The organism is Segnochrobactrum spirostomi (assembly GCF_009600605.1).
Classification (GTDB): Bacteria; Pseudomonadota; Alphaproteobacteria; order Rhizobiales; family Segnochrobactraceae; genus Segnochrobactrum; species Segnochrobactrum spirostomi.
This window is the reverse complement of record NZ_VWNA01000001.1, coordinates 3257246-3270173: the sequence shown is the minus strand read 5'-3', so window position 1 is coordinate 3270173 and position 12928 is coordinate 3257246. Positions and strand designations below refer to the sequence as shown.

Here is a 12928-nt window from a genome sequence, read left to right as displayed (position 1 = left end):
CCCTCCGGCGGGTCCGTTCGCCCCGTCTCGACGATCGGAGGGTTAGGAAAGGGTCAAAGCGGTGCGGAGCATTCGAGGGGCTCGACGCCGAAACGCCGTCTGCGGCGCCGGTCCGCCTTGCCGCGGCCTCGTCGCGACCGTAGATCAGGCAGGAACCGGAGTGCTCCTATGAAAGCCGCGTCCCACACGACCGCGTCCGCCCCGAAAGACATCGAGACCGCCGCCGCCGACCTCGTCGAAGCCGCGCGCCGCGCCGGCGCCGATGCCGCCGATACGGTCGTCGTGCGCGGCATCGCGCTCGGCGTCAGCGTCCGCGACGGCAAGGTGGAGGAGAGCGAGCGCTCGGAGGGCGACGAGTTCGGCCTTCGCGTCTTCGTCGGCCGCCGCGTCGCCACCGTCTCCGCCAACCGGCTCGACGATCCCCGCCCGCTCGCCGAACGCGCCGTGGCGATGGCGAAGGCGGCGCCGGAAGATCCGTACGCCGGGCTCGCGCCGGCGGATCGCCTTGCGAACGCCGCGACGGTCGCCGCCCGCATCGCCGCGCTCGATCTCGTCGATCCGACCGAGCCGAGCGTCGAGGCCCTGACCGAGATCGCGCTCGCCGCCGAGGCTGCGGCGCTTGCCGTGCCCGGCGTCACCCGGTCGAGCGGCGCCTCGGCCGGCTGGAGCCGCGGCGGGCTGGTGCTCGTCACCTCCGGCGGCTTCTCGGCTTCTTATATCGGCACGCGCCACAGCCGCTCGATGACAGCGATCGCCGGCGAGGGCACCGGCATGGAGCGGGATTGGTGGTCGAGCGCGGCGATCCACGCCTCCGACCTCGAGCCCGCCGAAGACGTGGGCCGGCGCGCCGGCGAGCGCGCCGTGAAGCGCGTAGGGCCGCGCAAGGTCGCGACCGGCATCACCAACGTCGTCTACGATCCGCGCGTCTCGACGAGCCTGATCGGCCACCTCGCGGGCGCCGTGAACGGCGCGGCGATCGCCCGCGGCACGTCGTTTCTGAAGGAGCGGCTCGGCGAGCGCATCTTCGCGGCGGGCCTGCGCATCACCGACGACCCGATGCGGCCCCGCGGCCTCGGCTCGCGGCCCTTCGACGGCGAAGGGCTCGCCTCCGAACCGTTCGCCCTCATCGAGGACGGCGTGCTGACCCAATGGCTGCTCGATTCGGCGACCGCCCGGGAGCTCGGCCTTCAGAGCAACGGGCGCGCCTCGCGCGGCATCGGCGGCCCCTCGCCCGGCACCACCAACCTCACCTTGGAAGCCGGGACGATCAGCCCCGCGGCCCTTCTCAAGGAGATCGGAACCGGCTTGTACGTCACCGATCTCATCGGATCGGGCGCAAATCTCATCACCGGCGATTATAGCCGCGGTGCTGCCGGATTCTGGATCGAGAACGGGGAGATCGCCTATCCGGTGAGCGAAGTGACGATCGCCGGCCGACTGCCCGAGATGTTCGCCCGGGCGCGGCCGGCCGACGATCTCGTGCTGCGCTTCGCCGCCAACGCGCCCACCATCGCCATCGAGGGACTGACCGTTGCCGGACGCTGATTCCCTACCGAGCGCCGACGCCGCCCTGCTCGCCGAAACCGCTCGCGCCGCGGGCGCGCTCGCGCTCGGCTTCTTCCAGCGCGATCCGCAAGTGTTCACCAAGGCGGACGCCTCGCCGGTGACCGAGGCCGACCTCGCGGTCGATCGCTTCGTCGCCGAGGCGCTGCGCCCCGCCCGACCAGGCTACGGTTGGCTGTCCGAAGAGGGCAAGGACGACGACGAACGGCTCGCACGCCGCCGCGTCTTCGTCGTCGACCCGATCGATGGCACCCGCGCCTTCATCGCCGGCAAGCCGGACTGGACCATCAGCCTCGCCGTCGTCGAGGACGGCCGCCCGTTCGCCGCCGCACTTTATTGCCCGGTGACCGACGAGATGTTCGTCGCCGAACGGGGCGGCGGCGCCCGCCTCGACGACACGCCCCTTGCGGTGCGGACGGATGCGAGCCTCGTCGGGTGCCGTCTCGCCGCGCCGAGCGGCTTTTCCCGCGCGGCCTCGGTGAAGGCCGCCGGCATCGAGACCGTCGGCTTCGTCCATTCCCTCGCCTATCGCCTCGCGCTGGTCGCGGCCGGCCGCATCGACGCCGCTGCGGCCTCGAGCCGGGCCTGCGACTGGGACATCGCGGCCGCCGACCTCATCGTGCATGAGGCCGGCGGGCGGCTCTCCAACCTCGACGGCGAACCGGTGCGCTACAATCGCCGTGACGTGAGCCATCCGCCGCTCGTCGCCGCCGGGGGCAGGCTCCACGGGGAATTGACCGCGCTTTTCGCCGCCTTCAGCCGCGACGACGCCCCGCTCCCGACCTGATCGGGCCGTCCGGCCGCGCTCCCGCGCGCGCCCGGTTCATCCTCGCGCTTCCGGCGCGGCGATGATGCTGCTACAGCGTGGACGTCCCGGCATCCCAAGCGCGCCGGGGTCTCCATCTCGTCACGCGTGAACCATCGATCCGAGGCTCGTCCCCCATGTCTCCCGCGTCTTCCTCCCCCGCGTCCGAAGCATCCGACAAGCCGCAGCTCCTCCACCTCGTCTTCGGCGGCGAATTGAAGAGCCTCGACAGCACCGAATTCCGCGATCTGTCAAAGCTCGACGTGGTCGGCATCTTCCCCGATTATGCGAGCGCCCGCGAAGCCTGGAAGTCCAAGGCACAGGCGTCGGTCGACAATGCGCTGATGCGCTATTTCGTCGTCCACATGCATCGGCTGCTCGATCCGAAGCACGATTGATCGTGCCCGATTAAGCGCGACGCCTTCGATCGGACCTCGGACCGCGGATGCTGAAGAAAGTCGGCCGGGCGGAGTGGATCCGCCGCCTGATCGGTGAATTGCTGGCGGCTTGGCTCGTCTTCGTCTGGCGAACCAACAAGGTCGTGTACGATCCGCCCGATTGTTACGACCGAATCAGGCCGGATCTCCCGGTTCTGGTCGCGATGTGGCACGGGCAGCATTTCATGGCGCCGTTCGTGCGTCCGAAGGGCTGGGACGTCCGGGTGATGATCTCCCGGTCCGTCGACGGCGAGATCAACGCGGTGGCGGCCAAACGGCTCGGTATGGGGCTCATCCGGGCTTCCGGCGGGCGCAATGCCCGTGAGATCAAGAAACGGGGCGGCGTGCGGGGCTTTCTCGAAGTGCTGCGTGCCCTGAGGGAGGGAGGATCGGTGGCGTTGACGGCGGACGTGCCGAAGGTTTCACGCGTGGTCGGCGACGGCATCGTGCAGCTCGCCGAGCGCTCGGGCCGTCCGATCATGCCGATCGCGTTCGCCTCCAGCCGCCGCCGAGACTTCGACACCTGGGACAAGTCCACCCTCAACCTTCCGTTCGGCCGCTGCGCCATCGTGCTCGGGGATCTGATTCCCCCGCCGAAGGACGAGACCGAGCGCGAAGCCGTCCGGCAGGCCGTCGCCGCCGGACTCGATGCGGTAACGGCACGGGCTCATGAACTCGTCGACAGGCGCCATGGCTGACATGTCGCCCTCCCTCATCCCGCTCTGGCGCTGGGCCGGCTCGATCGGACGCCCGGCCCTCAAGGTGCTGCTCGCGGTGCGCACGGCGCACGGCAAGGAGGACCCAGCGCGCCGGCGGGAACGGTTCGGCCACGCAAGCCTGCTGCGCCGCGAGGGGCCGCTCGTCTGGGTGCACGCCGCAAGCGTCGGCGAAATCACCGCCGCACTGCCGCTGGTGGGTGCCCTGACCGCCCGAGGCTATCAGGTGCTCGCCACCACCGTCACCGTCACCTCGGCCCGGATTGCCGCCGACCGGCTACCCACCGGCGCCTTCCACCAGTTCGTTCCGCTCGACGTCGCGCCCTACATCAATCGCTTCCTCAACCATTGGCGGCCGCAGGCGGCCCTCTTCGTCGAGTCCGAGATCTGGCCGGCGACGATCGACGAGCTGCGCCGGCGGGACATTCCCCGCATCGTCGTCAACGGGCGGCTCTCGGCGCGCTCCCATGCCGGCTGGCGGCGCTGGCGGCAGACCGCCCGCGGCCTGTTCGGCGCCCTCTCCGCCTGCCTCGCCCAGACCAATGCCGACGGCCAGCGCTTCGCCGACCTCGGCGTCGGCGAAGTCTACGTCTCCGGCAATCTGAAATTCGACGTCGCGCCGCCCCCGGTCGACGAAGCGGAATTGCGCCGCTTCGAAGAAATGCTCGGCAACCGCCCACGCTGGGTCGCCGCGAGCACCCATGGCGGCGAAGAGGATCTCGTCGCCGTCGCCCATGCCCGGCTCGCCGCGCGCCGTGGCGACCTCGTCACCTTCGTGGTTCCGCGCCACCCGGAGCGCGGGCCGGCCATCGCCGAGCGGCTCGACCCGTCCGGGTCTGGTGTGAGCGTCGCGCTGCGCTCCCGCGGCGATCGCATCACGCCCGACACCCGCTTCTACGTCGCCGATTCGATCGGCGAGATCGGCCTCTTCTACAAGCTCTCCCCGATCGCCTTCATGGGCGGCTCGCTGGTCGCGAACGGCGGCCACAACCCCATCGAGCCGATCCGGCTTGGCGCAGCGGTGGTAGTCGGCCCGCACGTCGCCAATTTCCGCACCATTTATGCCGATCTCGCCGCCGCCGGCGGTCTCACCTCGGTCGAGGACGGCGAGATGCTCGCCCGCGCCGTCGCCACGCTGATGGACAATCCGAGCCAGGCCGAGGCGACCGTCGCGCTCGCCACCGCCGTGCTCGACGAGCACGCCGGCAGCGTCGGCCGGACGCTGCGCGTCATCGACCGTTTTCTCCCTGCCCCCCGACAGCCTCCCCCGCCGCCGAGTCCGCGTCATGAGGCGCGCCCCGGCTTTCTGGGGAAAGCCGGCCGGCCTCGAAGCCGCCCTTCTCGCGCCCATCGGCGCCGTCTTCGGATGCATGAGCGCACGACGCATGACGAGGCCGCCGCGCGCCCGCGCGGCGGTGCCGGTCGTCTGCATCGGCAATTTCGTCGCCGGCGGCGCCGGCAAGACGCCGACCGCCCTCCTCATCGCCGGCATCGCCCGGGAACTCGGCCGCCGTCCCGTCTTCCTCAGCCGCGGCTATGGCGGACGGGAGGCGGGCCCGCTCGCCGTCGATCCGGCGCGGCACGATGCCGCCGATGTCGGCGACGAGCCGCTCCTGCTCGCCGCCGCGGCGCCGACCGTGGTGTCCCGCGACCGGCCGGCCGGCGCAGTATTGGCCTCGACGCTCGGCGACCTCATCGTGATGGACGACGGCTTTCAGAACCCGTCCCTCGCCAAGGATCTCTCGATCGTGGTGGTGGACGGCGGCTTCGGCATCGGCAATGGGCGCTGCATTCCGGCCGGGCCGCTGCGGGCCCCCCTGCCCGTCCAGCTCGACCGAGCCGATGCCGTGCTGGTGATCGGAGATCCGGCCCCGGCGCTCGCGCACCTCGACGCGGCGCTCACCGCGCACCGTACGCCGCGCTTCGCAGGCCACCTCGTGCCCCGAGACCCAGCGCACCTCGCCGGACGTCGCGTCGTCGCCTTCGCCGGAATCGGACGGCCGGAGAAATTCTTCGACAGCGTTCGGAAGACGGGCGCGATCATCGCCGCCACGCGTCCCTTTCCCGATCATCACGCCTTCACGGAGAAAGACGCCGCGGATCTGCTTTCGCTCTGCGCGTCCGAGGCCGCTGTTCCGCTGACGACGGCGAAGGACGGCGCGCGGCTGCCCGCGCTGCCTGTCACAGGGGAACCGGCGCAAGGACAAGGCCGTCCGGAGGGCATCGCCTCCCGTCCGTCGCGGAGGGCCGGCGCCGTCGCGGTTGCAGCCCGGGAGGAATCGTCGGGCGCCCTCGGACGCCTCGCCCGCATGGTCTTGATTCTCGATGTCGCGCTCGATCTCGGCGAGGACGCGGCCGCCCTGACGGCGCTTCTCTCCGGCGCGCTCGCGCGGGCGGAGCAACGGAATCAGGCGCGCGCCAGTTCCTGATGGCGCTTCAGCGCCGTCGCGGCGTCGAGATAGGCTTCCTGGCGATCGACGTTCCAATAACGCAGTTCGTCGAGCGGGATCGGCAGGCCGGTCACGGCACAGCGCACGAACGCGCCCGGCGTCAGCACCTGATAATCACCGTCGAGATAGCGGATCTTGGCCTCGCCGCCTGAGCGGGGGGATTCATAGCGGTTCATGGCATTCGCCTCGGATCGGATGTCGCGCCCTATTTAGGCGTTTCTGCCCGTCGACACCAGTCGCCCGCGCCGCAGCGCGGCCGCGTCAACCCCATTCTGTCCGGCTTACAACGGCTGCCTTGGTCGGCCGGTAAGCCGGCGGGATCTCGCGCTAGCTCGGCGGACCCGCGGGCACCTCGCGCGCCGGGCGGCCGATGGCGCACGCCGCTGCCATTCTTCAGGACGACACCCCAAAACGAAAAGAGCCCGGCTTACGCCGGGCTCCCTCGAACCGATCGGAGATCCGATCAGAAGCTGCGCTGAACGCGAACCAGACCGATGAGCTGGTTGTCGCTCTTCACGATGCCGTTCAGGTCGCTGTTGTTGGCGCTGGTGTTGAGGTATTCGAGCGCCGCACCGAACTCCAGGCCGGCAACCGGGGTGTAACCGACGGTGCCGGTCAGGTTCCAGTTGTTGATCTGGGTGTTGTCCGCGCCCGGCAGGTCAACCTGCGAGCCGAAGTACGAACCGTCGATCGCCGCATAGACCTGCGGGGTGAAGAAGTGCTGGATGCCAGCCGCAACCGACCAGGACTGGGTCAGCTCGAGCTCGCCCGACACCGGGTTCACGAAGCCGTCCGGGATACCGGTGGTGTAGTAGCTGCCACCAGCGTTGTCGTGCCACACGATCGTCGACTGCGGAGCGGTGTAGGAAACCGCGCCCTGGGCGTAGGCGCCCTGCAGGTTGAAGGTGTCGCCAGCCGCGAGGAACGGCAGGTTGACCGTCACGCCAGCGCCGACGGCGAAGCCGTACTTGCTGTTGGTCGAGGTCGAGGTCACAACGCCGTCAGCGATGCCGGCGCCCGAGTTGACCGCGGTGCTGGTCCACACCTGGTGGCCGGCAGCCATGATCTGGGCCGAACCCCAACCCTGATCCATGCGGAAGTTGGCGACCACGTCCGGCACGCGGGTGCCGCCGTAACCGTCGCCGGACGGCGTGGCACCGGTCAGATCGATCACGCCGGTCGACGGGTCGTAGCTGGCGCCAGTGACGTAACCGAGCGACGAACGGCGAGCGTTGGTGTCTTCGACCGAACCCGTGACCGAGAACCCGTTGCCGAAGGCAAAGGTGTAAGCGGCGAGGTTGGTGGTGGTGTCGGAGTGGGCCGGCTCGAAGATCGAGTTGTAGCCAACGCCGGTGTAGAAGTCGAACATCGACTGGGCGCGACCGAAGGTCAGGCCACCGAACTGGATGTAGGCCTTATCCAGATCCGACGAGTACGAGGAGTTGTCGTTCTGGAAGTTGATTTCGGTGTAGGTCCGCAGCAGACCGAACTCGGTGTTGGTGCGGGTGTCGAAGCGGACGTTGGCGCGAGCGCGGAAGCGATAGGTGTTCGCGTCGCGGTCGGACCAGTTGCCACCCTGCTGCGCAGCGCCACCGCCCCACGAGCTGTTGGTCAGGCCACCGGCCGAACCGTTGGTGATCCCAACGTCGTACTCGGCGCGCAGGTAGCCCGAGATCTTCATGCAGGTCTCGGTGCCGGGGATGTAGAAGAAGCCCGTGCCGAACGCGTCGCAGACGCGAACGTAGTCAACCGGCTCCGGAGCAGCCGGAGCAGCCGGGAGGTCGGCGGCCTGCGCGCCGGTCACGGCAGCGAGGGCACCCGCAACGCCAAGGACGAAGCCCTTGATCTTCATGTGATGATCTCCATTCGTTTCGTTTTTGGCATTCCGTGTCCGCCGCCCGGCCGAAGCCGCTTGACGTCTACGCTGTTGCCTTGACTTACACGCGCTTGGCGATCTGGCGCTTGCCGTTCCAACCAGACCGGCGGGTCTGACCGCCAAGACCGCATAAGCGCTTCCGCGAACCGCTTCCGCTGAAAACGACCATACCGAGGGAGACTTCGCGTTCAATCGCAAAGGCGGCGGTTGCGGCTTCGAAAGCGACCTTCCGCGAGCACTGTTGCGGGCCAGCAACAAATTCGCCCGCCACCCCCCTCTGGAACGGCTCCGACTTTAACACGCTGTTAATAAACCAAGGCATCGGCGAGCCCCAGACGCCGCGGCTGCCGGTTAAGAAAGGGTTGATTTTGGCGGAATTGGCCGCGTTCCGGCCCGGAGCCGGGCAAAGCTGCGACGATTCGAAGGCCGCCCGGCGATCAGCGGACGCCCTCCGGCGGCCCCGCGAATGACCTTTGCCGCGCCGCCGGATACCCGTCGGCACCGGCCGGTCACGCTTCCAGACATGTTCGGAAATGTCCGTTGCCCGGACGCATCGGCGAGAGCGCGCGCGCCGCTTGTCTGCGGGCGGCCTCACGGAGACTGTTCCGCGAGGGCATCTCGCCCGGCGCCCCGGCCATGCGCCCCTCTGCGGGGGCGCCGAACGCGGCATGCCTGCGACAGCCCCTCAACTCAGACGCGATGCGCGCGCTTCGATAGACGGCGGGCAAGGCGCCGTCGCGGCGCAATGGAGCGTTCTCTAGAGCCCGATGACTACGGGAGGATGACAAGAGAACGCACGGCGCCCGTTGCCGATCCGAACCGCCGACGCGCCCCCTGGCACGGCCGGACCGACCCGCGCCGGTGCGCTGCGAAGGAGTGGCCCCGATCACGACGACGGCCGGCCGGAGGGACCGGCCGGCCGTTCTCGGCGCTTGAAGAGGGAGCCGACCGCGACGGTCGCGATCAGGCGGCGAGCGCCGCCTCGATCGCCGCGAGCGCGGCATCGGCCTTGGCTCCATCGGGACCACCGGCCTGGGCCATGTCGCGGCGACCGCCGCCACCCTTGCCGCCGAGGGCTTCCGACCCGGCCCGCACCAAAGCCACCGCGTCGAAACGGTCGGTGAGATCGTCGGTCACCGCGACGACGACCGCCGCCTTACCGTCCTCGCCGACGCCGACGAGGGCGACGATGCCGGAGCCGACCGTCTTCTTGCTCTCGTCGGCGAGGCCCTTGAGGTCCTTCGGCGCGATGCCCGTCACCACGCGGGCGACGAGCTTCACGCCGCCGATCTCGCGCACCGGCGTCGGCGCGTCGCCGCCGCCCTGGCCGAGGGCGAGCTTGCGGCGGGCGTCGGCGAGGTCGCGCTCGAGCTTGCGGCGTTCGTCCACAAGCGCGGCGACGCGATCAGCGACTTCGCCGACCGGCGCCTTGATCGCGCTCGCGACGGCCTTGAGGCGCCGCTCCTGCTCCTGGAAATGCCGGCGGGCGGCATCGGCGGTCAGGGCTTCGATGCGGCGCACGCCGGCCGCGACCGCGCCTTCGGAGACGAGGGTGACGACGCCGATGTCGCCGGTGCGGCGCACGTGGGTGCCGCCGCAGAGCTCGACCGAGAAGACGCCGCCGTGATTGTTCGGGCCGGTCGCCCCGTCGCGCGGGGTCTCGCCCATCGAGACGACGCGCACTTCGTCGCCATATTTCTCGCCGAACAGCGCCATGGCGCCGGACCCGATGGCGTCGTCAACCGCCATCAGCCGGGTCGTCACCGGCGCATTCTGCAAAACGACCTCGTTCGTCAGCGCCTCGATGCGCTCGATGTCCTCGTCGCTGATCGGCAGCGGATGGGAGAAGTCGAAGCGGAGCCGGTCCGGCGCCACCAGCGAGCCCTTCTGGGCGACGTGGTCGCCGAGCACGGTGCGCAGCGCCGCGTGCAGGAGATGGGTCGCCGAATGGTTCGCCCGGATGGCGCCGCGGCGGCGACCATCGACGACGAGTTCGAGGGCCGCCCCCGGCACCAGACTGCCGCGCTCGACGCGCACCGCATGGACGAAGACGCCGCCGGCCCGCTTCTGGGTGTCGGTGACGACCGCCTCGACGCCGGCGCCGATCAGGTGGCCGACATCGCCCACTTGGCCGCCCGATTCACCGTAGAACGGCGTCTGGTTGAGCACGACGTAGCCGGTGCCGCCCGCCTCGATGGCGGCGACCTCGCGGCCCTCCACCACGAGCGCCGAGACGACGCCTTCCGCACGCTCGGTCTCGTAGCCGAGGAACTCCGTCGCGCCGAGGCGCTCCTTGAGCTGGAACCAGACGGTCTCGGTCGCCGCCTCGCCGGACCCCGCCCACGCGGCACGGGCCTCGGCGCGCTGGCGCTCCATCGCGGTCTCGAAGCCGCCGAGATCGACGCCGATGCCGCGCGCCTTGAGCGCGTCCTGGGTCAGATCGAGCGGGAAACCATAGGTGTCGTAGAGACGGAACGCCGTCTCGCCGTCGAGGGCGGCGCCGGGCACGAGGGTGCGGGTCGCGTCTTCGAGCAGGGTGAGGCCGCGCTCCAGCGTGCGGCGGAAGCGGGTCTCCTCGAGACGCAGCGTCTCCGCGATCATCGGCTCGGCGCGCAGGAGTTCCGGATAGGCGCGGCCCATCTCGCGCACCAACGCCGGCACGAGGCGCCACATCAGCGGCTCGCGGGCACCGAGCAGGTGGGCGTGGCGCATGCCGCGGCGCATGATGCGCCGCAGGACGTAGCCGCGGCCCTCGTTCGACGGCAGAACGCCGTCGGCGATGAGGAAACTCGAGGCCCGCAGATGGTCGGCGATGATGCGGTGGCTCGCGAGGTTGGCCCCCTGCGCGGCGACGCCGGTCGCATCCTCCGAGGCGGCGATCAGCGCGCGGAACAGGTCGATCTCGTAATTGTTGTGCACGCCCTGGAGCACGGCGGCGATGCGCTCGAGGCCCATGCCGGTGTCGATCGAGGGGCGCGGCAGGGCGATGCGCTCGCCCGGCGCGACCTGCTCGAACTGCATGAAGACGAGATTCCAGATCTCGATGAAGCGGTCGCCGTCCTCGTCCGGCGAGCCGGGAGGACCGCCCGGGATCGAGGGACCGTGGTCGTAGAAGATCTCCGAGCAGGGGCCGCACGGACCGGTGTCGCCCATCGCCCAGAAATTGTCGCTCGTGGCAATCCGGATGATACGGTCGTCCGAGAGACCGGCGATGCGCTTCCAGAGGCCCGCCGCCTCCTCGTCCTCGTGGTAGACGGTGACGAGGAGCTTGTCTTTCGCCAGGCCGAACTCGCGCGTGACGAGGGTCCAGGCGAGCTCGATCGCGCGCTCCTTGAAATAGTCGCCGAACGAGAAGTTGCCCAACATCTCGAAGAAGGTGTGGTGCCGGGCGGTGTAGCCGACATTGTCGAGATCGTTGTGCTTGCCACCGGCGCGCACGCACTTCTGCGACGTGGCGGCGCGGGGGATGGCGCGCGTCTCGAGACCGGTGAAGACGTTCTTGAACTGCACCATCCCGGCATTGGTGAACATCAAGGTCGGGTCGTTGCGCGGCACCAGCGGGCTTGAGGGCACCACCTCGTGACCGGCCTTGGCGAAGAAGTCGAGATAGGCCGATCGGATCTCGTTGACGCCGCTCATCGGAAAAATGCGCTCCCAAACAGCCGGAGATCGCTCCGGCTCGCAATCGCTCGTTCGTCGCCTGGAAAAGGCGGTCCGCCGCGGGTTTTAGCGGGCGCGCCGGCTTCTGTCATCCCGTCGCCAGCAAGAGGTTAACGACGATCGTCGCGCGGCCGCACCGCGCCCTCGTCCCGAACCGCCTTCGCCGCGCCGGACGCCCCGCGCCGAAGGCGGAAAATGACGGCGTGTGAGGCCGGAAAAGACGGCGCCGCCGCGAGGATCTCCCGGCGGCGGCGCTTGACGGCATCCGATCCTCATTCGCGCCCGATCACGCCTCGGGCGGACCGTCGTCCTCCGGCTCGGGCGCACCGCGGCCGACGATGCGATCGGCGAGCAGGCCGGCATTCTGACGGATCGCCGCCTCGATCGCCTCCGCCGCCTTCGGGTTGTCGCGCAGGAACTGCTTGGCGTTCTCGCGGCCCTGGCCGAGGCGCTGGCTGTCGTAGGAGAACCAGGCGCCGGACTTCTCGACGATGCCGGCCTTGACGCCGAGATCGATCAGTTCGCCGACCTTGGAGATGCCGACGCCGTACATGATGTCGAACTCGACCTCGCGGAACGGCGGGGCCAGCTTGTTCTTCACGACCTTCACGCGGGTCGAATTGCCGATCATCTCGTCGCGATCCTTGATCGCGCCGATGCGGCGGATGTCGAGGCGGACGGAGGCGTAGAACTTGAGGGCGTTGCCGCCCGTCGTCGTCTCCGGACTGCCGTACATGACGCCAATCTTCATCCGGATCTGGTTGATGAAGATGACCATCGTGTTGGAGCGCGAGATCGAGGCGGTGAGCTTGCGCAGCGCCTGGCTCATCAAACGAGCCTGCAGGCCGGGCAATTGCTCGCCCATCTCGCCTTCGAGCTCGGCCTTCGGCGTCAGCGCCGCGACCGAGTCGATGACGAGCACGTCGATCGCGCCGGAGCGCACCAGCGTGTCGGCGATCTCGAGCGCCTGCTCGCCGGCATCCGGCTGGGAGATCAGCAATTCGTCGATATCGACACCGAGCTTGCGCGCATAGATCGGATCGAGCGCATGCTCCGCGTCGATGAAGGCACAGACGCCGCCGCGCTTCTGCGCCTCGGCGATGACGTGCAGGGTGAGCGTCGTCTTGCCGGAGGATTCCGGGCCATAGACCTCGACGATGCGGCCGCGCGGCAGGCCGCCGATCCCGAGCGCGATGTCGAGCCCGAGCGAGCCCGAGGGAACGACATCCACCTCGACGGCCTTGCCCTGGCCGAGCTTCATCACCGAGCCCTTGCCGAAGGAGCGCTCGATCTGCGACAGCGCCGCGTCGAGCGCTTTTCTCTTGTCCATCGAAGACCCCTCGATCAAGCGTAGATTCGGCTGAATCATGGATGGCTCCTTATTCCACGGCGGCGGAACGGTTTCAATTTCCCTGAACGTA

General features: G+C 69.5%; 9 protein-coding genes and 1 pseudogene. 6 read left to right on the top strand and 4 right to left on the bottom strand.

Annotated elements, in window-relative coordinates; translation table 11 throughout:
• The first annotated feature begins 168 nt into the window (after positions 1-168).
• The 6 genes and pseudogenes from F0357_RS14810 (at position 169) to lpxK (ending at position 5950) form a co-directional block, all read left to right on the top strand.
• Positions 169-1545: a TldD/PmbA family protein gene (locus tag F0357_RS14810; protein WP_153483398.1), complete on the top strand. Its 1377-nt coding sequence runs from the start codon at positions 169-171 to the stop codon at positions 1543-1545.
• Positions 1532-2350, top strand: coding sequence for a 3'(2'),5'-bisphosphate nucleotidase CysQ (locus F0357_RS14805; protein ID WP_153483394.1), 819 nt, complete (start codon positions 1532-1534; stop codon positions 2348-2350). The genes F0357_RS14810 and F0357_RS14805 overlap by 14 nt, the downstream gene beginning before the upstream one ends.
• 155 nt (positions 2351-2505) lie before the next feature.
• Entirely contained in the window at positions 2506-2766 is a 261-nt protein-coding gene (locus F0357_RS14800) for a DUF4170 domain-containing protein (protein ID WP_153483390.1), read from the top strand.
• Between the two features lie 143 nt (positions 2767-2909).
• Entirely contained in the window at positions 2910-3503 is a 594-nt protein-coding gene (locus F0357_RS14795) for a lysophospholipid acyltransferase family protein (RefSeq protein ID WP_312861606.1), read from the top strand.
• A pseudogene (locus F0357_RS25515) lies at positions 3475-4077 on the top strand (3-deoxy-D-manno-octulosonic acid transferase); the annotation flags it as partial. The gene F0357_RS14795 and the pseudogene F0357_RS25515, both read left to right, overlap by 29 nt.
• Before the next feature lie 829 nt (positions 4078-4906).
• Positions 4907-5950 (top strand): tetraacyldisaccharide 4'-kinase, encoded by a 1044-nt coding sequence (gene lpxK / locus F0357_RS14785; protein WP_246161472.1) that lies wholly within the window; start codon positions 4907-4909, stop codon positions 5948-5950.
• Here the strand turns inward: lpxK and F0357_RS14780 are convergent.
• From F0357_RS14780 to recA, 4 genes are all read right to left on the bottom strand, one after another.
• Positions 5929-6147, bottom strand: a complete 219-nt coding sequence (locus F0357_RS14780; RefSeq protein WP_153483382.1) for a DUF2093 domain-containing protein — start codon at positions 6145-6147, stop codon at positions 5929-5931. The genes lpxK and F0357_RS14780 overlap by 22 nt on opposite strands.
• A gap of 287 nt (positions 6148-6434) precedes the next feature.
• Positions 6435-7823 (bottom strand): porin, encoded by a 1389-nt coding sequence (locus F0357_RS14775; RefSeq protein ID WP_153483380.1) that lies wholly within the window; start codon positions 7821-7823, stop codon positions 6435-6437.
• Between the two features lie 987 nt (positions 7824-8810).
• Entirely contained in the window at positions 8811-11486 is a 2676-nt protein-coding gene (gene alaS, locus F0357_RS14770) for an alanine--tRNA ligase (protein ID WP_153483371.1), read from the bottom strand.
• Between the two features lie 307 nt (positions 11487-11793).
• Entirely contained in the window at positions 11794-12876 is a 1083-nt protein-coding gene (recA, locus tag F0357_RS14765; protein ID WP_153483366.1) for a recombinase RecA, read from the bottom strand.
• Between the last annotated feature and the right edge of the window lie 52 nt (positions 12877-12928).